Genomic DNA, 21,140 nt, shown 5'->3' on the forward strand with positions numbered 1-21,140 from the left:
TCCCGAGCAGGCCGGGGCGGACCGGTCTCGCTCGGTTGCTGGTCAGCGCACCTGCGGCACCTCGGAGCGGAACCGGCGCAGCCGCAGGCTGTTGGTCACCACGAACACCGAGGAGAACGCCATCGCGGCCCCGGCGAGCATCGGGTTGAGCAGCCCGGCGGCGGCCACCGGGATGGCGGCCACGTTGTAGGCGAACGCCCAGAACAGGTTGCCCTTGATCGTGCCCAGCGTGCGGCGGGACAGTCGCACAGCGTCCACTGCAGCGCGCAGGTCCCCGCGCACCAGGGTGATGTCCCCGGCCTGGATCGCCGCGTCCGTGCCGGTGCCCATCGCCAGGCCGAGGTCGGCGGTGGCCAGGGCGGCGGCGTCGTTCACGCCGTCACCGACCATCGCCACCACCTTGCCCCGGGTCTGCAGGTCGCGCACCACGTCCACCTTCTGCTCCGGCAGCACCTCGGCGATGACCTCCTCGATGCCCACCTCGGCGGCGACCCGCTCGGCGGTGGCACGGTTGTCGCCGGTGAGCAGCACCGGCGACAGGCCGAGCTCGCGGAGCCGGGCGATCGCCGCGGCGGAGGTGTCCTTGACCGTGTCGCCGACCTCGATCAGCCCCTGCACGGCGCCGTCCCAGCCGACGGCGACCACGGTCAGCCCGCGCTCGTCCGCCTCGGCCTGGGCGCGGCGGATCGCCGCGTCCTGGGTGTGCTCGGCGAACAGTGCCGGCCGGCCGACGAGCACCTGGGCGCCGTCCACGGTGCCGCGCACACCGCGGCCGGCGAGGTTCTCGAACTCGGTGACCTGGGCCAGCTCGCCCTGCTCGGCGGCAGCGGCGGCGATCGCGGCGCCGATCGGGTGCTCAGAAGCGTGCTCCACGGCCCCAGCCCGGCCCAGCACCTCCGCGGCGGTGGTGTGCTCGGCGGGGTGCACCCCGTGGGTGGTCATCGTGCCGGTGGTCACGGTGCCGGTCTTGTCCAGCACCACCGTGTCGATCCGGCGGGTGGACTCCAGCACCTCCGGCCCGCGGATGAGCACACCCATCTGCGCGCCGCGGCCGGTACCCACCAGCAGGGCGGTGGGGGTGGCCAGGCCGAGCGCGCACGGGCAGGCGATGATCAGCACCGCCACTGCCGCGGTGAACCCCTCAGCGGCGGGGTGCCCGGTGCCGAGCCAGAAGCCGAGGGTGCCGAGCGCGACCAGCAGCACGACCGGCACGAAGATGCCAGAGATCCGGTCGGCGAGCCGCTGCACCTGCGCCTTGCCGTTCTGCGCCTCCTCCACCAGGGCGGCCATCTGCGCGAGCTGGGTGTCCCCGCCCACCTGGGTGGCACGCACCACGATCCGCCCGCCCTGGTTCAGCGAGGCGCCCACCACCCGGTCGCCCTCGGCCACCTCCACCGGCACCGACTCGCCGGTGAGCATGGACTCATCGACGGCGGAGGCTCCGCTGGTCACGATCCCGTCCGTGGCGATCTTCTCCCCCGGGCGGACCACGAACTCGTCGCCCACCACCAGCTCGCTGGCCGGGCGGCGCACCTCCACCGTGCCGTGCAGCAGGGTGACGTCCTTGGCGCCCAGGTCGAGCAGCGCGCGCAGTGCGTCCCCGGCGCGCCGCCGGGCACGCAGCTCGAAGTACCGGCCGAGCAGGATGAACGTGGTCACCCCGGCGGCGACCTCGAGGTAGATGTTCGCAGCGGCGTCCCCGCGGGCGATGGTGAAGGTGAACTCGTGCCGCATCCCGGGCATCCCCGCCGTGCCGAGGAACAGGGCGTACAGCGACCAGCCGAGGGCGGCGAGGGTGCCGATGGAGATCAGCGTGTCCATCGTGGCGGCCCCGTGGCGCAGGTTGGTCCAGGCGGCGCGGTGGAACGGCCACGCACCCCAGACCACCACCGGAGCGGCCAGGGTCAGGGACAGCCACTGCCAGTAGGTGAACTGCAGCGGGGGGACCATGGCCAGCAGGATCACCGGCACCGACAGCACCGCCGAGACCAGGGTACGGCGCCGGAGCAGGTCGAGCTCGGCAGCCCGGGCCGCATCGGCGGCGTCTGCCGCCGGGGTGAGGTCCTGCTCGCCACCGCGAGCTGCGCCGTCGGGCTCGGCCGGGGTGAGCGGCTGGGCGGTGTACCCGGCCTGCTCCACGGCGGTGACCAGCTCGGCGACGGTCACCGACTGCGGGACCAGCACCCGCGCCTTCTCGGTGGCGTAGTTGACGGTGGCCACCGCCCCGTCGAGCCTGTTCAGCTTCTTCTCCACCCGCGCAGCGCAGGAAGCACAGGTCATCCCGCCGACGGCGAGGTCGATGCGCTGCTGGTCCTCAGCCGTCGTCCCGGTGGATACCTCGACCATCTCGATCCCTTCGTTCCTCCTGCTGCGGGCCGGCGCCTCTCGCGCTGACCCACGCTCACACCATATACCTCATGGGGGTATATCGGCGCGCCTACTGTATACCCCTGCCGGGTATGGAGGCAACGGCTGGGCCCGCGCGCAGCCGGGTGCGCGTGCCACACTGAGCCGTCGGCCACCGGCCGGCCGATGAACGTGAAGGAGAACCAGTGCGCGTCGGGATCCCCACCGAGGTGAAGAACAACGAGTACCGGGTGGCGGCGACCCCCGCGGGAGTGCACGAGCTGGTCACCAGCGGCCACCAGGTGCGGGTGCAGGCCGGCGCCGGGGCCGGGTCCGCCTTCACCGACGCCGTCTACGCCGACGCCGGCGCCGAGGTGGTCGCCACGGCCGAGGAGGTGTGGCCGTGGGCCGAGCTGGTGCTCAAGGTCAAGGAGCCCGAGCCCGAGGAGTACTCCTTCCTGCGCCCGGACCTGGTGCTGCTGACCTACCTGCACCTGGCGGCCGACGCCGGCCTCACCCGTGCGCTGCTGGACTCTGGGGTGACCGCGATCGCCTACGAGACGGTGCAGCCGGAGGGCGGCGGGCTGCCGCTGCTGGCACCGATGAGCGAGATCGCTGGGCGCCTGGCGGTGCAGGTGGGCGCCTACCACCTGATGAGGCCGCACCATGGCCGCGGCCAGCTGCTCGGCGGGGTGCCCGGCGCACCGCGCGGGAACGTGCTCGTGCTCGGCGGCGGAGTGGCCGGGGAGCAGGCGGCACGGGTGGCGGTGGGGATGCAGGCGAACGTGACCATCCTGGACGTGTCGCTGCCGCGGCTGCGGATGCTGGACGAGCGGTTCGGCAACCGGGTGGCCACGGCCCGGTCCAGCCCGTACGTGGTGGCAGAGCAGGTGCGGGAGGCGGACCTGGTGATCGGCGCCGTGCTCATCCCGGGCGCGCAGACCCCGCGGCTGGTCACCGAGGAGATGTCCGCGGCGATGCGGCCGGGATCGGTGCTGGTGGACATCGCGATCGACCAGGGCGGCTGCTTCGCCTGCTCCCGTCCGACCACCCACGACGAACCGGTCTTCCAGGTGGGCCCGAGCCTGTACTACTGCGTGACGAACATGCCCGGGGCGGTGCCGGTGACCGCGACAGTGGCGCTGACCAACGCCACCCTGCCCTACGCGCTGGCGATCGCCGACGCCGGCTGGCAGCAGGCGGCGGCGCAGGACGTGGCGCTGGCCCGAGGGGTGAACGTCACCGGTGGGCGGCTGGTGAACGCCGCCGTGGCGCAGGCGCACGGCCTGGAGGCCGAAGAGCTGTAGGCCCCGGTGGAGCAGTCAGCGCCACGGGGCCCAGCCGTCCGACCCGGCCAGGTAGGCCTCCCGGGTGACCTGCTCGGCCTCCTCCTCGCTCAGCTGCGGACGACCCTCGCCGGACTCTGCTCCCGGTCCGGTGTTGGCGTACTCGTAGAACTCCGCGTCCTCCCAGGGCCACCCGCTCATGTCGGTCCAGGCCGGGGTGGCGATGTGCGCACCGAGCCAGGAGTCGCGGACCACCACGGCTGGGTCGGTGTCCGGAGCACTGCTCGGGTGCCAGGGGCGGCCGAGGTAGACGGTGCCGGCCTCCGCCTCGGAGGTGAACCGGCAGTCCAGGAACAGGAACCCAGCCGAGTCCTTGGGTGTGGCCGCGGCCGTGACGTACCCGTTCACCTCAGCCTGCCGGTCCAGGGAGTGGATCTCGGAGCCCTCGGCCACCAGCGTGCCCGGGCCGTAGATGAAGTCGACGTCCCCGGCCACGAAGCTGTCCCGCAGGTAGACCCGGGAGGCGGCGTCGTCGGAGGAGTCGACCAGGTAGGTGTCCTGGTTGCCGAGCAGGCGGACGTCGTCCAGGACGATCCGGTCGCCGGCGGTGCGCAGCGCGAGCGCCTGGGACGGGCCGGACTCCTCCTCGTCGTAGGCGTTCTCCACCGTCAGGTCGGCCAGGGTGATGTCATCGGCGAGCAACGACAGCACCGGCGACCCGGTGTGACCGAACGTGCCGCCGTAGAACTTCTCCTGGCCTGCGGCGAGGTCGTAGGTGAGCACGACGTCCTCGGCGTCGCCGCTCTCCCCGCGGATGGTCAGGTTGTCCGCACCGGGCCAGACCCGGACCACCTCGCGGTAGGTCCCAGGGGCCACGACGATCGTGACCGGATGGTCGGCCCGGCTTGCGGCGCCTACTGCTGCGGAGATGCTCCCGTAGTCACCGGTGCCGTCCAGGGCGACGCGCACGGTGCCCGGAACGTGCTCGGTGCGCAGCAGCGGGCCCGCGCTGCGGGTGACCAGGCGCTCCACCTGTTCCACCGGGTCGGCCGTGTACTGGTAGTGCTCGAGAGGCTCGACAGTGCTGCCACTCGCGTCCCGCCGTCCGCGCACGTTCTCGAACTGGTTGTCCCGGGCCTCGATCCGCGAGTCCGGGCCCTTCTCCACCAACGGGTCCTCGGCGTTGCGGTAGACGCTGGACTCCACCAGCAGCTGTGATCCGCCGCGCGCCATCGTGCCGTACTGGCCGACGCCGTCGAAGAGATTGTTGTACAGGTGGCCGGCGGCGACGTTGTCGATGCTTCCGTTCCGTTGGTAGGTGTTCGTGACCCAGTTGTGGTGCATCGTGATCGTGGTGAGGACGTTGTCGGTCCAGCCCACTCCGATCGCCTTGTTGTGGTCCCGGAAGATGTTCCAGGAGAGCGTGACGTTGGTGGAGTCCTTGCGCACGTCCACCAGCCCGTCGCCCAACCGGGCGAACTCGTTGTGGTCGATCCACACGTGGGTCGAGGTGTCGACGCGGATCCCGTCGTTGTCGTTCTCTTCGCTCTTTCCGTCCCAGTCGCCGGGGATGTAGGAGTCCCGGAAGGTCAGGTTCCGGACGATCACGTTCTCCACGGTGTCCAGGCGCAGGCCGCCACCGACCAGCTCGCCGCTGCGACCGACTCCGACGATCGTGGTGTCCGAGGAGACGTCGATCATCGAACCGAACGGGTCCACCTGGATGCTGCCGAGCACCAGGATCGTCACCGGTCCCGACCTCGCCGCGTACCGAGCGAGGGACTCGGAGTCCCATGCGACCACGATCGGCCCACCGGCACCTCCGGTGGTCCCGTGCGGCAGGTCTGCGGTGGGCTCGGCGGCAAAACCGGTCGCGACCGGGGACCAGATCGGACCGTCCGCGGTGGTGAGTCCGGGAACCTGCATCCGGTCCAGCAGTGCCTCACCTTCGGCGTGCACCTCGGCCTCGTCCGCCGGCCGCTGGTCGTCCGCCGTGGCGGCCGTCGTCCCGGCGAGCAGTGTGCTCACCGCGACGGCCGCACCGAGCAGAATGCGTCGTGCTGTGCCTCTCATGCGTGTCCTTCCATAGTTGGGGTGGCTCAGTCGAACCATCGGTGCACCGCGCCTGGGCCGGCCGCGAGGGTGACCACGGCACTCGCCCGGGGAGCGCTCTGGGTCTGCAGGTGGGGACCCCTGGCGCCCTCGACCTCGTCGCTGAGCACCGCGTCCGGATGGGCGGCGTTGTGAGCGGCGAGGATGTCGGTGGGGTGGCCGTTCACCCAGTTGCCCTCGGCGCTGATGCCGGTGCCACCCCAGTTGCGGATGATCTGGCCCGCAGCCGCGCCGTCGGCGAGCTCGAACCAGTTGCCCGTGGCGTAGATGCTGGACTCCACGCCCACGCCCACGGAGTAGTGGTAGCGCTCGGTGTCGAGCACCCGGTAGACGTTGTTGTAGACGTTCACCTGCCCGAAGCGCACCCGCGGGGACCGCTGCAGGGTGTCGATGAACTCGTTGTGGTGCATGGTGACGCGCAACCTGCCCCGGTCCCCCACGGCGTCGTCGCCGTTCCCCCACAGCAGCGACTTGTCATGGTCCATGAACCGGCTCCAGGAGATGGTCACCAGGTCCGCCTGGCGCACCACGTCCAGCAGCCCGTCGTGCCGGAGGAACTGCTCACCGAAGTACTCCGGCTGCTCGGCATCGTGGGTGTCGCCGTCGTCCAGGGTGACGTGGTTGATCCACACATGAGTGGAGCCGGAGACCACGACGTTGTCCCACTCGGTCTTCCAGGTGTCCCCGTTCCAGCCGGGGAAGCAGTCGTAGGCGTCCGAGACGGTGAGGTTGCGCAGGATCACGTTGTCCACCTCGGAGATGCTCAGGGTGAAACCAGTGAGCGTGACGTCCCCGACGCCGACGATCGTGGTGTTCGAACCGACGTTGGCACTGATCTGCTCACGCTGCGCCTCCCGGGAGGCGGTGCGCGCATCCTCCAGCGGCCCTTCTGCCGGTCCTTCCCAGTGCGCCGGGTCGAACGCGTCCAGGTAGGCCTCGAGGGTGTACCCGTCGCGGGCGTACTCCTCGCAGGCGATCGGCGTGCCGTCCGGCCGGGTGTTGGCGTCGATGTCGGCCATCACTCGCACGATCGTGGGCTCGTCACCCGCGACGGCTGCGACGAGCTCGTCGCGGGTGCTGACCTCGATCACCCGGTCCGGTTCGGCGTCAGCACCACCGGTGGTCCCGGTGCCGAGCGAGGCCCAGCCGTCACCGGTGGGCAGGACCTCTCGGTCCAGCACCCGGTGGGCGCTGCGCCGGTCGGTCTGGTCGGGACTGTGCCCGCCGGCGGGCTCGCCGGTAGCAGCAGCACTCCCTGCGCTGCCACCCACCAGCAGGGCGGCGGCCAGGGCGAGCCCGATCGCTCGGCGGGTTCTCGGCGGGCTCAGCGCAGCAGAGCCGGCAGGAACGCTGACAGCAGACGGATGTGGCACGGCTGTGTGCTCTTCTCTGGGGTCCGGGCCGTTGGCCCATGCAGGGAGTCCCCCGCCGCTCTCCCCGTCGAGCGGGCTCCACTGCCGCGGTCTGCGACCGGTCAACCCCGGTAACCGGTTTCCAACGACCCTAGCGATGCACGGCGATCGCGTCAATAGTTGCGCGGCGAGAGAAATGCTCCCGGGCCTGGAACCTCAGTGATGGCGCCAATCATGCGCGGTTCGGCGTAGCAGTCACGACGGTCAGATGGCGAGAAACCGATTCATCGACGTCGCCGATGATTCGGCGCGGTCGGGTCGGGGACACGCTCTGCCCCTCACCTGTGGGCCAGGTCCCACCATGGATCAGTTGTGCACGGCGCGTTCGTGCCGCACATGCCCGACCGGTTCGATCTGGAAGGTGCAGTGCGCCACGTCGAAGTGACCATCCAGGCACGCATCGAGGGCATCGAGGATCTGGCAGCTGTACTCATAGTCCACCTTGTCACCGTCGACCACCACGTGCGCAGAGAGCACCGGCACGCCGGAGGTGATGGTCCAGGCGTGCAGGTCGTGCACCTCCACCACGCCGGGGATACCGATGATGTGCTCGCGCACCTGCGCCAGGTCCACGTTCTTCGGCGTGGACTCCAGCAGCACGTCTGCCACGTCCTTGAGCAACGAGATCGCGCGCGGCAGGATGAGGAGCCCGATCGCGAAGGAAGCGAGCGCGTCCGCGCGCACCCAGCCGGTGGTCATGATCACCACGGCAGCCACGATCACCGCCACCGAGCCGACCAGGTCGCCGAACACCTCCAGGTAGGCACCGCGCATGTTCAGGCTCTCTCCGCACGCCCGGGCGAGGATGGCGAGCGAGACCAGGTTGGCGAGCGCGCCGAGAACGGCGGCGCCGAGCATGATCCCGGACTCCACCTCGGGTTCAGCGCCCCAGCGCAGGAACGCCTCCCGGATCACCAGCACGCCCACGGCGCACAGCACGGTGGCGTTGGCCAGTGCGGCCAGGATCTCCGCCCGCTGCCAGCCGAAGGTGCGGGTGTCGGTGGCGGGCCGGGCGGCCAGGGTGGCCGCGAGCAGCGCGATCGCCACCCCAGCGGAGTCGGTGAGCATGTGCCCGGCGTCGGCGAGCAGCGACAGCGACCCGGAGATCCACGCACCGATCGCCTGGATCAGCATCACCGACAGAGTGATGCACAGCACGGCGATGAGCTTGTTCCGGTTCGCACCGGTGGCGGTCACCGAGTGGTCGTGACCGCGAGAGTGTTCATGGGCAGGGGGCTGCCTACTCATCTCCGTCCTCTCTACACGCCGTACCGACAGGGCGTGTCAGGCCCACTCTCCCCCACCCGGGGAGCAGAAGTCACTCCGGGCCCAACGCGCTGCAGACGGCGGAGCTCCCCTTGGGGAGCACATCTCACCACAGCTCGGGGTGGGCGGGGCAGCGAGCGCCAGTGGACGGAGGGCTGCGGCGGCGGGGCCGTGCACACCCCGCCGCCGCGCCGGCCCCCGGCCGACGCCCGCCGGCCGGTCCGCCTGTGCCTGACGGACCGACCTTGGGCGACGTCTCGACCTGAGCATCATCTCCGGTCCAGTACCCCCCTGCGGCACTGCGACCTTCGACGGCACTCGGCCGTACTGCATCAAGTCACCAGGTGGCTTGATATGAGGTACGACCCAGTGGACCGTCGAACGTCACGCGACTATTACTGTGATCTGGATCACATAGTTGTGAGCTGTTGGCGTTCTACCCGCGACCCTCGCTGCGGTTCTCGCACTCATCGCCGCGACCGTGCGGAGCGTCATTGCCATCGCCGTGACCGGACCGGCCCACTTCGCCGCACACCACATCGCCGCGCCAATGGCGGTTGGCGCCGAAGCTCACCGTCACACGTGTCTCGTCGATTGGGCCAGAATCGTCCAGGTACTGCAGCGACAGCGTGTGCTCGCCCTCGTCGACGTCAGGGAGCCAGACCACATGCTCGGCGTCGTTCCCGTATCCGTGCGGCCAGCACCACCATGGCCGCGATTCGTGGACCTCGACGGGATCGCCGGCGAGGCGGAACTCCACCTCGTGCGACGTGTCGGCGTCATAGCCGACGACGAGAGTACCGGTGAGCATGCTCTCGTCCCGGCCCCCGTCGCGCCAGTCGCGCCAGTCGGACCCTTCGGACCAGCACCCTCCCAGACGCACGCTCTCACCTTCGGTGGGGTACACGATCCTGATCGGCTCCACCCAGGTGTATGGCCCCACCCGGTAGGGCTCGGACTCGCCGGCGTAGGCCTCCGAGACTCCCTCCGGCACGGTCTGGGTCAGGGTGAAGTAGTGGCCCTCTGCCGAGCCGTCGTCATCATCACCGTCGTCGGGGTCATCACTGTCGTCAGCATGGTCGCGGTCGTGGTCGTCGCGTTCGGCGAAGACCTGAGCCAATCCGCGGGCGGCGATCCCCATGGTGGCCGAACCGCCCGCCGGGCCCACTGTGCCACCAGCGCTCGGCCCGCCCTGCGGCTCCGCGTCCGGCCGGGCGATCTGCACCGACCAGCTACCGTCATCGGCGACCTCGTCGGTGGCGGCCACGTCACCGTCGTCGTCGCGGGCCGTGATCGTCGCGCCGGGCACGGCACCGTTCCCGGTCAGTTCCAGGGTGTCGTCATACACGGCTCCCCCGGCGCTCTGGCTGCTGCTCGGCTCCGGCGGGTCGGGCGTGCTCGCGACCGGCTCAGCCGGTTCCTCCGGTTCCGGCGACGGATCCTCCGGCTCAGGACCCTCGGTCGCGTCGCTGGCGGGGGCCTCGTCGCCGCCGGCAGCGTCGTCCCCAGCAGAGTGGTCGGCGTCATCGCCAGCAGGTCGGGGCGCGGCCGACTGTGGTTCGGCCGCCTGCGTCCCCGGGCTGCTGGGCTGGTTCGTGGGAGCTGCGGGCGGTACCGGCACAGAGGCAGGTGAGTCCGACGGAGTCGGCGTCTGCGCAGGGTCGTCGGCATCGTCGCTGGAGTCGGCGGGCGCGGCCGAGGAGGTGCTCGACGGGCTGCTCGGCACCGCCGGGCTCGGGGCGGGTGCACTCGCCGCCGGGGTCGGGTCAGCAGCCGGCGGCGGAGGCTCCGGTGCGGTCATCGCCATCGCCACCGCCGTCACCACGGCCACGGTCGCCGCCCCACCCACGGAGCCGACCGCCACCTTCGGTTCACGCAGCCGGTTCAGCGTCGACTTCGTGCCCCAGAGCAGGAAGCCGGCCTTGACACCCCACCCGCCGAACAGCCACCAGAGCGCCTTCGGGGCCAGCACCACCACCGGCAGCAGCAGCACTCCCATGTGGTCGGAGACGGCCACCAGCTCGGCCACCACCGCCGGACAGTGGTCGCACCGGTCCAGGTGCTCCTGCACCTGCGCCCGGCGGCGGGTGGACAGCCGGCCGGTCTGGTAGTCCCCGAGCTTGGTGACCACCGACCTGCACTCGGTCGGCGCCGACCCGGCGCGCACGTGCGCCTGCAACCACGCCGACCGAAAACCCGCCCGCGCGCGCAAGGACAAGGTGGAGACCGCCGTCGCCTTGATCCCCATCTTCTCGGACAGCTCGCTCGGGCCCACCCCCTCCACCTCGGTGAGCCAGAGCACCTCCCGCCACCGCGGCGGCAGCTCGGCGAACGCGTCCGCCACCAGGCCGCGGTCGAGCACCTCCTCGGAAGTGTCCGGCACCACCCACAGCCCAGCCGGTCCGGCGCTCTCCACGTCCTCGGTGGCGAACTCGCGCTGACCGCCCCGGTCGATCCGCAGGTTCCGCAACGTGCGGAAGATGTACCCGGCCACGTCCTCGGTGGGACCGCCACCGTTCTGGATCGCCCGCAGCACGCGCGCGAACGTCTCCTGCACCAGGTCCTGCGCCTCGTCCGGCCCCACCTGGCGACGCGCGATCCGCAGCGCTTCCGCCCGATAACGCTCGTACAGCAGCGCGTACTGCCCCACCTGGCCGGCGCGCACAGCCTCGACCACGGCCCGGTCGCTACCGGGTTCCGGAGCCGCGACACGATGCTCGTGCGCTACCGACATACCTCTCCTGGTTCGAGCTGGTGGACGGGTGTTCTGGGGCGGCGCTCTCTCCCGAGCCGAGGCGGGACTCCAGCATCCGCACCCCGCCGCACCCGCGAGAACAGTGGCGCGCCGACGTCTCAGGATACGATCCGGCGGCCGCTGGCGCACTGTCCGCCCCGTCTGCCCGCGAGGATCGTGACCATGTCCACACCTGCGCACCGGCCTCGATGACCGCCGAGGTCGCCCGCTGCAGTGGCGCGCCGGCAGCACCTGCGCTGGGTGTACGACCGAGCGGTAGCCGGCAATGTCACTAGGAACCGGGCACCGGTGCCCGATCCTTCGTGACGTTCTCGGGCCTGGCTCCGCCGGCGAGGGCCGCCGGGACCAACCGACGCTCCACCTGCTCCCGGCTGAGCAGCCCGTTCTCCACCACCAGGTCAGCCACGTCCCGACCGGAGGCGAGCGCGGTCTTGGCGATGGTCGCCGCCGACGAGTAGCCGATGTCCGGGATCAGCGCCGTGACCACCCCGACCGAGGCGGCTACCATCCGCTCCAGCCGTGAGGAGTTCGCCGCGATACCGGTGACGCAGTGCACCCGCAGCGTCCAGGCCGCCTGCCGCAACCAGGTCGCGGCCTGCAGCAGCGAGTGGGCGATGATCGGTTCGAAGGGGTTCAGCTGCAGCTGCCCTGACTCCACGGCCATCGTGACCGTGGTGTCCGCACCTGCCACGGCGTAGGCCACCTGGGAGACCACCTCGGGGATGACCGGGTTCACCTTGCCCGGCATGATGCTGGAGCCCGCCTGCCGCGCCGGCAGGGAGATCTCGCCCACACCGGCCTGTGGCCCCGAGCTGAGCAGCCGCAGGTCGTTGCTGATCTTCGACAACGAGACGGCGGCACGCTTCAGCGCAGCGGAGAGGGTGAGGAACGGTCCGGTGTCGCTGGTGGCAGAGACCAGGTCGGCGGCACCGACCAGGTCCAGGTCGGAGACGGCGCGCAGGTGCTCCAGCACTGCAGTGGTGTAGCCGGCAGGGGTGTTGATGCCGGTGCCGATCGCGGTGCCGCCGAGATTCACCTCGCGCAGCTGGGCGATCGCCTCCCGGATCCGGTCCCGGTCGCCACGCAGCGTGGTGGCGAAGCCGGCGAACTCCTGGCCGAGCGTCATCGGCACCGCGTCCTGCAGCTGGGTGCGGCCCACCTTGAGCACGTCCCCGAACTCGAGGGCCTTGTCCTCGAATGCCGTGCCCAGTGCGGCCAGCTCCTCCAGCATCGGGCCCGCTGCCAGGATCAGGGCGATCTTGACGGCGGTGGGGTAGGTGTCGTTGGTGGACTGGGACTTGTTCGTGTGGTCCAGCGGGGAGAGGTAGGTGTAGTCACCCTTGGACCGGCCCGCCTCCTCCAGGGCGATGTTCGTGAGCACCTCGTTGACGTTCATGTTCGTCGAGGTACCGGCACCACCTTGGACCACGTCGATCGGGAACTGGTCGTGGTGCTCACCGGCGATGACGCGCTGGCATGCTGACTCGATCAGCCCGGCGCGGTCGGCGTCCAGCACACCGAGGTCCCGGTTGGCGCGGGCAGCGGCCTGCTTGACCATCGCGAAGCCACGGATGAGCTCGGGGTGCTGGGACACGGTCGCCCCCGAGATCGGGAAGTTCTCCACGGCGCGGGCAGTGTGTACGCCCCAGTACACCTCCTCTGGGACCTCGACCGTGCCGAGCGAGTCGTTCTCGCTGCGCATGTCCACGACCACCTCCACATGATGGTGCTGGGTACAGATGTCTCGAACTACGTCTACCTGGTATTTGCTTTACGGACCCTTGGCGTCTCATTATCCGAACAGACCGGGTCGCCACAGCACGGCAAAGTCACTAGAACTCGGGCACCGGTGCCCGGTCCCTATTGACGTTGCTGGCGGAGGGGCGGGGTGGTGGGTTTGGCGGGGGTCAGCGGCGGCGGGGCACCCGGGGTTCGCCGAGGGAGAGCATCAGGCGGTTGGCCCAGCTGAAGAACGCGGCGCTGCTGAGCGCGTCCGCGACCGCCTGGTCGTCCAGGCCGGTGTGCCGCAGCGCCGCCACATGCTCGGCGGTCAGTACGGGCGGGGTGACCGCGAGCGCGGCGGAGGCGTCGATGACCGGGTCCCAGGTGGCATCGATCCGTGCGTCCACCCCGCCGTCGAGCAGGCGCTGCACGTCCTGTGCACGGCCGGACTCGCGGGTGGCGGCGCGGGCGTGCACATGTGCGCAGTACACGCAGCCGTTCACCCGGGAGGTGGCGGTGGCCGCGAGCTCCCGTTCGGCGCGGCCCAGACCGCCGTCGGTGTTGGTGAAGATGTCCAGGTCTGCGCGGGTGCGCGCGCCGAGCACCTCCGGGTCGCGGGCGAGCAGCGCGAAGTACGGGTTGGCGCCGCGGGCGCGCTGCGCCAGCCCCTCGTAGTGCCGCTCGGTCAGCTCGGACTCGGCGAGCGGCTCCAGCCAGGGCACCCAGCCGAGCGCTTCCTGGGTGAAGCCGGTGGGCCGGTCCAGGTCCGGGTAGGTCCGCACCCGCAGCGCTCCCCCCGCAGCGGCACCACCCGGCGCTCCCGCGGGGGCAGCACCGGCGCGCGCTCCCGCGGGAGCATCGTGCCCCGTCCCCACTACCGCTGGCGGCTCCGCCGGGATGGCCGCACCAGCCTGCTGGTCGGTGTTCCCGGCGAGCACCGCCAGGGCGTGCACCACCCGCACCTGGTAGCTCAGGAAGGCCACCAGCTGGGAGATGGTCACGATCCCGGTCGCCGACCAGCCGGCGTCCAGCAGCCGCTGCACCGCGTCGGCCGATGACTCCCGGGGGCGGAACGTGAGCAGGTGCGCGTGCTCCAGCGCTGCGGTCAGCCGCGACCCGAGCAGCTCCGCCGGCCCACCGCCGAGGTCAGCGGCAATCTGCAGCCGCAATCCCTCGGTCGACTCCCCCGCCAGCTCCGGCTCCCGGTACTGCCCGTACGGACCGGACCCCGCGCTGACCCGGACCAGCTCAGCCACCGCCCGGGTGAGGGACGCACCCGAGGGGGCTGCGCCGTCATCGGCAGCACCGGCCAGCAACGAACGGTAGTGCGCGGCCAGGCCGGTGTGCCGGTGCAGCTCGGCCACGTACCAGGCGAGCACGAGCCGCTCGGTTCGGCCGGCCTCCGCCTCGTCCACCGGCCACACCAGCGCCTGGTAGGCCTTCTGGGTGTGCTCGCGCTGCGCGGGTCGGGCGCGGCGCAGGGCGTCCAGGTGGTCGCCGGGGGCGATGTGCAGCAGAGCGTCGACCAGGTCCGGAGCATCGGGTCCGGGTCCGGGGGCAGCGGGTGCCGGGTGCACAGTGGTCATCGGGGTCCTCCAGTGGGTGCCCAGCCCAGATGCGGGGCGACGTCGGTGGCGATCAGGTCGATGGAGCGCAGCACGTCCTGGTGCGGTGGGTCCATGGAGTGCACCTGGAAGGAGAGGTGGGTGGCGCGGGCGAGGGCAGGGTCGGCGGCGAGGGAGGCGCGCACGTCCTCGGGGTCACCGGTGTGGGCGTCGGTGGCGGACAGCAGCGCCGCCAGCGGCGCGTCGGCGGGGTCGGTGCCGAGGGTCTTGGCCACGAACGGGGCTCGGCGCAGCCCAGCGGCGGCCAGCGTACGGGCCCGGTCACCGTCCTCGGCCACGAACACCGACCGGGCCACGCTGATGCGCGGGGGCACACCGGCGGGCAGGTGCTCGAGATAGGCGTCGATGAGCGGGTTCTGCAGCTCAGCCAGGCTCGCCTCGGGGGCATCGGCGGGGCGCGGCTGGGTGCGGGAGAGCATCAGCCCGTGCCCGCGCCGGCCCGCCTCGATTGCCCAGGGCAGGGAGAAGGTGGCGATCCAGATCCGCTGGCCGAGGGTGCCGCCGGGCGGGTAGAGCAGCGGACCCCCCTCCTCGCCGGTGACCGGGCCGCCGGCCAGCGCACGCTCCACAGCGGCCAGGTGGGTCTCGAAGATCTCCCGGCGGGCGGCGAAGTCCAGCCCGAGCGCGGCGAACGCGGTCGGGGACCCGCCGGAGGCGAAGCCCAGCTGGAGCCGGCCGCCGCTGAGGGCGTCCAGCACGACGGCGTCCTCCGCCACCCGTAGGGCGTTCTCCAGGGCGAGGGTTACCACCCCGGTGGTCAGCTGCACCCGGGACGTGCGCGCTGCCGCGTGGGCGAGGAACGGTAGCGGGGCGGGCAGGCCACCCTCCGTGCCGTCGAAGTGGTGCTGGGCCACGGCGATCGCGTCGTATCCGGCGGCCTCTGCGCGCTCGATCTGCTCCAGGGCAAGCCGGTACCGCTCGGCGGGCGGGGCGTCGTCCAGCAGCCGGGTGAAGAAGCCGAGCTGGCGTGCCGGAGCACCGCTGGTGGTCACGTGAGGACCTCCGGGTCGCGAGATGCGCTGCGGCCGGGGATCGCCGCCAGCAACGCCTGGGTGTAGGGCTCGCTCGGGTGGGTGAACACCTCTTCGGTGATGCCCGCCTCCACTGCGCGGCCCTGGCTGAGCACGGTGACGGTGTGCGCGAGGTCGCGGACCACTGCCAGGTCGTGGGAGATGAACAGGTAGCTCACGGCCAGGGCGTCCTGCAGGTCGGCGAGCAGATGCAATATCTGGGCCTGCACGCTCACATCCAGTGCGGAGACCGCTTCGTCGAGTACGAGCACGTCCGGCTGCGGGGCCAGTGCCCGGGCGATCGCGACCCGTTGCCGCTGCCCGCCGGAGAGCTCGGCCGGGCGGCGCTCGGCCAGAGCGCTGGGCAGGGCGACCGCGTCCAGCAGCTCGGCGACCCGGGCGGCCCGTTCCCGGCGCCCGGCCCGCCCGCGGCCGGCGCTTCCCGCACCGCGGGCACCATCGGCGCCTCCCGCACTCCGGTCCTCAGACCTACCGCCGCCGGCGCGGCGCCCACCCCCACCGAACCTGAAGTTACGCAGCGGCTCGGCGATGATCGAGGCGACGCTCTGCCGCGGGTCCAGGGAGGAGAACGGGTTCTGGTAGACCATCTGTACCCGGGCGCGGAACTCGCGCAGCTGCTTCGGGCCCAGAGTGAGGATGTTGGTGCCGGCGATGCGCACCTGCCCGGAGCTGGGCCGGGTGAAGGCCATCACGGCGCGAGCGGTAGTGGTCTTGCCCGACCCGGACTCCCCCACCAGAGCGTGTGTGGTGCCCGGTGCCACGGTGAAGGAGACGTGGTCCACGGCACGCAGCCGCGCCCGGGCGCCGAGGCTGAAGTCTTGCACCAGGTCGGTGACCTCGATCGCCGGCTCCGCCTCAGCCGTGGCGGCCAGCGTCTGGCGCACCTCATGCACGCTGTGCCGGGCGGTGGTGGCGAACGCGGGGGCGTCGGCCAGGAGGCGGCGGGTGTAGTCCGAGCGCGGGTCGGCCAGCACCTGGTCCTTGGGTCCGGACTCGACCACCCGGCCACCGGCGAGCACCACCATCTGCGTGGCCCGGTCGGCGGCGACGGCCAGGTCATGGGTGACCAGCAGGATGGCTGCGCCGGTCTCGGCCCGCAGGTCGTCCAGCAGGTCGAGGATGGTGCGCTGCACAGTGACGTCCAGGGCGCTGGTGGCCTCGTCGGCGATGATCAGCGACGGCTTCAGCGCGATCGCCGAAGCGATCAGCACCCGTTGCTTCATCCCGCCGGAGAGCTCGTGCGGGTACTGCCGGGCGCGGGCGGCCGGATCGGGGATGCCGACCCGCTCGAGCAGCTCGACCACACGCGCCTCGATCGCCGCCTTGTCGCCCCACTTGTGGATCCGCAGCACCTCGGCCAGGGAGTCCCCGATCCGCTTCACCGGGTTCAGCGAGTTGTTCGGATCCTGCGGGATCCAGCCGATGCGTGAGCCGCGGACAGCGGCCATCCGGGTGTCCGACCAGCCGGTGATGTCCGTCCCGGACAGCAGTACCTGACCGCCGATCACCTGACCCGCCGGCGGCAGCAGCCCGATGATCGACTGCGCCGTGGTGGTCTTACCGGACCCGGACTCCCCCACCAGGGTGAGCACGTCCCCAGCGCCGAGGTTCAGCGACACCTCGTGGGTGACCTGGTGGCGCCGGCCGCGGCGGCTGGTGTAGGCCACGCTCAGGTCCCGCACCTGCAGCACCGCAGGTGCGCCCTCCGCGCGGTGACCCGCGCCCGCCCCGGTGGGCTCCGCCGTCGTGCTCATGAAGGCTTCCCGATGGTCACGCTGATCCGGTTCGCGGCCAGCACCACCGCCACCACCACCAGACCGGGCAGAGTGGTCAACCACCAGGCGGTGGCCACGTAGTTGCGGCCCTCGGCGATCATCAGCCCCCACTCAGGGGTGGGTGGCGGGGCGCCGTAACCGAGGAACCCGAGGGTGGCGATCGCCAGGATCGCGGTGCCGAAGTGCAGAGCGGCAAGCGCCAGCACAGCGGTCAGGGAGTTGGGCAGCACGTGCCGGACGATCACCGCCACAGGCCGGCCGCCAGAACCGAACGCCGCCTCCACGAAGTCCGATTGGCGCACCCGCACCACCTCCGAGCGGGCCAGCCGGCCGAACGCCGCCACCGACGCTGCCCCGACGGCGACCGCCGCCTGGGTGGTGCCGAAGCCGAGCAGGATGATCACGCTCAGGCTGAGCAGCAGGGTGGGGATCGCCAGCAGCACGTCCACGATCCGCATCAGGATGTCCTCCACGGCCCCGCCCACGGAGCCGGCGGTCACACCGATGGTGGTGCCCAGTGCCAGGCCCACGCTGACGGCGATCAGTGCCGCGGACAGGGAGTGGATCGCGCCGTAGGCCACACGGGAGAAGACGTCCCGGCCGGTGGCGTCGGTGCCGAACCAGTGCTCGCCGCTCGGCGCGGACAGGGCTGCGGCGGCGTCACCGGAGATCGGGTCGTAGGCGGCGAACAGGCCGGGGAACAGCGCCATCACCACGGCAGCGGCCACCACCAGCCAGGGCAGCACGGTCAGCGCCCTCAGGCCAGGCCGACGGCGGAGCGTGCGGGGCGCTCTCACCGTGGCGGCGGGTGCGGTGGTCGCCTGGGGCAGGGCCTCGAGCACAGGTGTTCCGGTCACGTCCCCAGAGTGGCGGGCAGGTGGTCGGTGCGGGGAGTCGGACCGGCCCGTCTCGCATGGTGAGCACCACCCACCCCTCCTCTCGGGTCGTCATGCTCAGAGTGCGCTCTGGCGCACTCTTGGCAGGACGACCCGTCGAGGGGTGTCGATCCTGGAGAGGCCCGTACGTCAGGATGGTGTCGGGCCGCCCGGTCCGACACTCGCACCCGTCCCGGCACGCACTGCCGGTTCGGGCGACCTGAGGAGATGTCATGAAGTACGCGTTGCTGCTCATGGGGCACACCGACGACCCGGCCTGTGGCGATGAGGGCGGGGCGAACCCGGAGGAGTTCTTCGCCTTCGACCAGGAGATCACCGCAGCCGGTGTGGTCGTCTCGTCCTTCGCGCTCGAGGGGCCGGAGCACGCGGTGACGGTCGGCGCCGACGAGACCGGGGAACGGGTGGTCTCCTCCGGCCCGTTCGCCGAGGTGCAGGAGTTCGTGGGTGGCGGCTACATCATCGAGGTGGCCAACATCGACGAGGCGATCGCCTGGGCGCGGCGCAGCCCCGGCTCCGCTGCCGGTGGGCACGTGGAGATCCGCCCGGTCGCCCCGTACTGAGCCATGCACCCGGTGCCTGGCAGTGGGGCCGGGGCGGACCATCTCGGCCCCACTGCGGACCCGGCGGCCGCTGCGCGCGCGGCGCTGGCCGCGCTCGACCAGGACGCGCGCGGTCGGCTGCTGGCCACACTCGCCCGCCGGTTCGGTGACCTGGACCTGGCCGAGGACATGGTGCAGGAGGCCTTTGTCCAGGCGCTGCACACCTGGCCGCGCACCGGCGTGCCGAAGGTGCCAGAGGCCTGGTTGCACACCACGGCCCGGCGCAAGGCACTGGACGTGGTGCGCCGGCAGGACGTGCTGGCGCAGAAGCTGGCCCGGCTGCACCTGCAGGAGGAACGCCAGCCTCGCTCTGCTGACCTGGGCGACCCGGCCGACCAGGTCGCCGACCCGGGGCAGCTCGACCCGTCCGGTGACGACCGGCTCGGGCTGTTCTTCGCCTGCGCGCACCCGGTGCTTCGCGCTGAGGACCGGGTGGCACTGACACTCCGGTTCGTCGCCGGTCTGCAGACACCGGAGGTGGCGCACGCGCTGCTGGTGTCGGTGAGCACGATGCAGCAGCGCCTGATCCGGGCGAAGAAGCGCATCCGCACCCTGGGTGTGCCGTTCGAGGTCCCGCGACCAGAGGATCTGGTCGACCGCCTGGCCGGGGTGCAGCGGGTGGTCTACCTGCTCTATGCCGAAGGGTTCGCACGCTCCACCGGGACCGCGCACCGGCGCGAGGACCTCACCGGTGAAGCGGTCCGGCTCGCGCGCGTGCTGCACCAGCTCCTGCCGCAGACGGCGGAGGTCACCGGTCTGCTCGCCCTGCTGCTGCTCACCGAGGCGCGGCAGCCGGCGCGGACCGACGAGCGCGGCCGCCCGGTGCCGCTGCCGGCGCAGGATCGCAGCCTGTGGGACCGGGCCCTGATCGAGGAGGGCACCAGGCTGGCCGAGCGGGCGGCCGGTGCGACCGGGGCGGGCACGTTCGCGATCCAGGCAGCCATCGCCGCTGTGCACGCTGAGGCCGCGCGCTACGAGGAGACCGACTGGGACCAGATCGCGGTGCTCTACCGGTTGCTGGAGGGTCGCGACCCCTCGCCGGTGGTGCGGCTCGGGCGGGCCGTGGCCCTAGGCCGGGCACGCGGTGCTGCAGTGGGGCTGCTGTTCCTCGACCAGCTGGCCGACGACCCGGCGCTGGCCCGGTTCCGCCCGTTCCACACTGCCCGGGCCGTGACCCTGGAACAGCTCGACCGGCACGAGGCTGCCGCAGCGGCCTACCGACGGGCACTGGAACTTCCCGGCAACCAGGCCGAGGACGAGTTCCTCACCGCGACCCTCGCCGGCCTGGACCACGGCGCCGACTGAGGTCAGCCGTGTGCCCGCTCGCGCAACCGCGGGTCGAGCAGCGGGTACACCAGGTCCACCACGAGGTTGATCACCACGAACACCAGCGCCGCCAGCAGCACCACCGCCTGCAGCACCGGGGTGTCCTGGTTGGAGACCGCCTGCTCGGTGATCCGCCCGACCCCGGTCCGCCCGAACACGGTCTCGGTGACCACCGCCCCGCCGATCAGCTCACCGAACAGGATCCCGGCCATCGTCAGGGCCGGCAGCATCGCGTTCCGCAGGACGTTCCGCCACAGCACCCAGGACCAGGAGGCGCCCTTGGCACGCACTACTGCCACGAACGGGGAGGTGCTCACCTCGTCGATGCTGCGCACCAAGATCTGCGCCAACGGCGCCGAGATCGGTACGGCGATGGTCAGCACCGGCAGGACCAGGCCTTCCACCGGCCCCGGGTTGATCACCGCCACCCAGCCGAGCTGGAAGGAGAACACCTGGATGAGCATGATGCCCAACCAGAACACCGGCACCGCCACGAACAACGACGGCACCGCGCGCAGCAGGTCCCCGATCCAGGCGAGCCGGCGGTAGGTGGAGGCCAGGGCGATCCCGAAGGCGACCAGCACTGCGGTGGCGAAGCTGACCAGGGCGAGCACCGCCGTCTGCGGCAGTGCATCGGCCACGAGCATCCGCACCGGGGTGCCGGACTGCACGGAGTAGCCGAAGTCCCCCACCAGGAAGGCACCGAGCGTGGCGAAGAACTGGATGACCAGCGGCCGGTCGGCGCCGTAGGCCTCCCGCAGCTCGGCGATCTGCTCCGGGGACAGACCGAGCTCGGGGTTCTCGAACCGGATCAGCAGCGCATCCCCGGGCATCGCCTGCAGCAGCAGGAACGCAGCGGTGAACGCCAGCAGCAGCACCCCGACCGCCTGCAGCAGGCGGCGAGCGACCCGCGAGCTGAGCACCCGCCGCACCGGCGACCGGGCGCCGTCGACGGCCCGCTGCTGCGGCGCTGGCGGCGGAACGGCCCC

General features: G+C 71.7%; 14 protein-coding genes. 3 read left to right on the forward strand and 11 right to left on the reverse strand.

Annotated features, from left to right (window positions below):
* Positions 1–42: 42 nt before the first annotated feature.
* Positions 43–2,346, reverse strand: a complete 2,304-nt coding sequence (locus K338_RS0114705) for a heavy metal translocating P-type ATPase (protein WP_022918928.1) — start codon at positions 2,344–2,346, stop codon at positions 43–45.
* Positions 2,347–2,552: 206 nt separating this feature from the next.
* Here K338_RS0114705 and ald point away from each other — a divergent pair, with 206 nt between their 5' ends.
* Positions 2,553–3,653 (forward strand): alanine dehydrogenase, encoded by a 1,101-nt coding sequence (ald, locus tag K338_RS0114710; protein ID WP_022918929.1) that lies wholly within the window; start codon positions 2,553–2,555, stop codon positions 3,651–3,653.
* Positions 3,654–3,668: 15 nt separating this feature from the next.
* Here ald and K338_RS22990 read toward each other — a convergent pair whose 3' ends face one another.
* The 9 genes from K338_RS22990 to K338_RS23005 form a co-directional block, all read right to left on the reverse strand.
* Complete coding sequence (locus K338_RS22990; RefSeq protein WP_022918930.1) at positions 3,669–5,705, reverse strand: pectinesterase family protein; 2,037 nt, start codon at positions 5,703–5,705, stop codon at positions 3,669–3,671.
* A 26-nt stretch (positions 5,706–5,731) separates the two neighbouring features.
* A complete protein-coding gene (locus K338_RS22995; RefSeq protein WP_022918931.1) occupies positions 5,732–7,117 on the reverse strand; it encodes a pectate lyase family protein in 1,386 nt (461 codons plus the stop codon).
* A gap of 345 nt (positions 7,118–7,462) precedes the next feature.
* Positions 7,463–8,404 (reverse strand): cation diffusion facilitator family transporter, encoded by a 942-nt coding sequence (locus tag K338_RS0114725; protein WP_022918932.1) that lies wholly within the window; start codon positions 8,402–8,404, stop codon positions 7,463–7,465.
* Between the two features lie 454 nt (positions 8,405–8,858).
* Positions 8,859–11,156: an RNA polymerase sigma factor gene (locus K338_RS0114730; RefSeq protein ID WP_022918933.1), complete on the reverse strand. Its 2,298-nt coding sequence runs from the start codon at positions 11,154–11,156 to the stop codon at positions 8,859–8,861.
* A gap of 292 nt (positions 11,157–11,448) precedes the next feature.
* Positions 11,449–12,879, reverse strand: coding sequence for an aspartate ammonia-lyase (locus K338_RS0114735; RefSeq protein WP_027286872.1), 1,431 nt, complete (start codon positions 12,877–12,879; stop codon positions 11,449–11,451).
* Positions 12,880–13,084: 205 nt separating this feature from the next.
* Positions 13,085–14,485: an alkylhydroperoxidase domain protein gene (locus tag K338_RS0114740; protein ID WP_022918935.1), complete on the reverse strand. Its 1,401-nt coding sequence runs from the start codon at positions 14,483–14,485 to the stop codon at positions 13,085–13,087.
* A complete protein-coding gene (locus tag K338_RS0114745; protein WP_022918936.1) occupies positions 14,482–15,516 on the reverse strand; it encodes a putative FMN-dependent luciferase-like monooxygenase in 1,035 nt (344 codons plus the stop codon). The genes K338_RS0114740 and K338_RS0114745 overlap by 4 nt, the downstream gene beginning before the upstream one ends.
* Positions 15,513–17,309, reverse strand: coding sequence for a dipeptide ABC transporter ATP-binding protein (locus tag K338_RS23000; protein WP_022918937.1), 1,797 nt, complete (start codon positions 17,307–17,309; stop codon positions 15,513–15,515). Before K338_RS23000 ends, K338_RS0114745 begins: the two co-directional genes overlap by 4 nt.
* Entirely contained in the window at positions 17,306–18,187 is an 882-nt protein-coding gene (locus K338_RS23005; protein ID WP_423817693.1) for an ABC transporter permease, read from the reverse strand. The genes K338_RS23000 and K338_RS23005 overlap by 4 nt, the downstream gene beginning before the upstream one ends.
* A gap of 251 nt (positions 18,188–18,438) precedes the next feature.
* Between K338_RS23005 and K338_RS0114760 the strand changes: the two genes are divergently transcribed.
* Together K338_RS0114760 and K338_RS0114765 are read left to right on the forward strand one after the other, a co-directional pair.
* Entirely contained in the window at positions 18,439–18,786 is a 348-nt protein-coding gene (locus K338_RS0114760) for a YciI family protein (RefSeq protein ID WP_022918939.1), read from the forward strand.
* Between the two features lie 12 nt (positions 18,787–18,798).
* On the forward strand, positions 18,799–20,130 hold the full coding sequence (locus tag K338_RS0114765) for an RNA polymerase sigma factor (RefSeq protein WP_245542976.1): 1,332 nt from the start codon (positions 18,799–18,801) through the stop codon (positions 20,128–20,130).
* A gap of 2 nt (positions 20,131–20,132) precedes the next feature.
* Here the strand turns inward: K338_RS0114765 and K338_RS0114770 are convergent, their stop codons facing one another.
* Positions 20,133–21,083, reverse strand: a complete 951-nt coding sequence (locus K338_RS0114770; RefSeq protein ID WP_027286875.1) for an ABC transporter permease — start codon at positions 21,081–21,083, stop codon at positions 20,133–20,135.
* Positions 21,084–21,140 lie beyond the last annotated feature (57 nt).

Origin of the sequence: Ruania albidiflava DSM 18029, assembly GCF_000421225.1 — a bacterium.
GTDB lineage: Bacteria > Actinomycetota > Actinomycetes > Actinomycetales > Beutenbergiaceae > Ruania > Ruania albidiflava.

What these genes read in the sequence shown, in the direction of transcription:
- K338_RS0114740 (WP_022918935.1), bottom strand. Translation starts at nt 14,485, where the DNA reads ATGACCACTGTGCACCCGGCACCCGCTGCCCCCGGACCCGGACCCGAT.
- K338_RS0114705 (WP_022918928.1), bottom strand. Translation starts at nt 2,346, where the DNA reads ATGGTCGAGGTATCCACCGGGACGACGGCTGAGGACCAGCAGCGCATC.
- K338_RS23000 (WP_022918937.1), bottom strand. Translation starts at nt 17,309, where the DNA reads ATGAGCACGACGGCGGAGCCCACCGGGGCGGGCGCGGGTCACCGCGCG.
- K338_RS0114730 (WP_022918933.1), bottom strand. Translation starts at nt 11,156, where the DNA reads ATGTCGGTAGCGCACGAGCATCGTGTCGCGGCTCCGGAACCCGGTAGC.
- K338_RS22990 (WP_022918930.1), bottom strand. Translation starts at nt 5,705, where the DNA reads ATGAGAGGCACAGCACGACGCATTCTGCTCGGTGCGGCCGTCGCGGTG.
- K338_RS0114760 (WP_022918939.1), top strand. Translation starts at nt 18,439, where the DNA reads ATGAAGTACGCGTTGCTGCTCATGGGGCACACCGACGACCCGGCCTGT.
- K338_RS0114725 (WP_022918932.1), bottom strand. Translation starts at nt 8,404, where the DNA reads ATGAGTAGGCAGCCCCCTGCCCATGAACACTCTCGCGGTCACGACCAC.
- K338_RS0114735 (WP_027286872.1), bottom strand. Translation starts at nt 12,879, where the DNA reads ATGCGCAGCGAGAACGACTCGCTCGGCACGGTCGAGGTCCCAGAGGAG.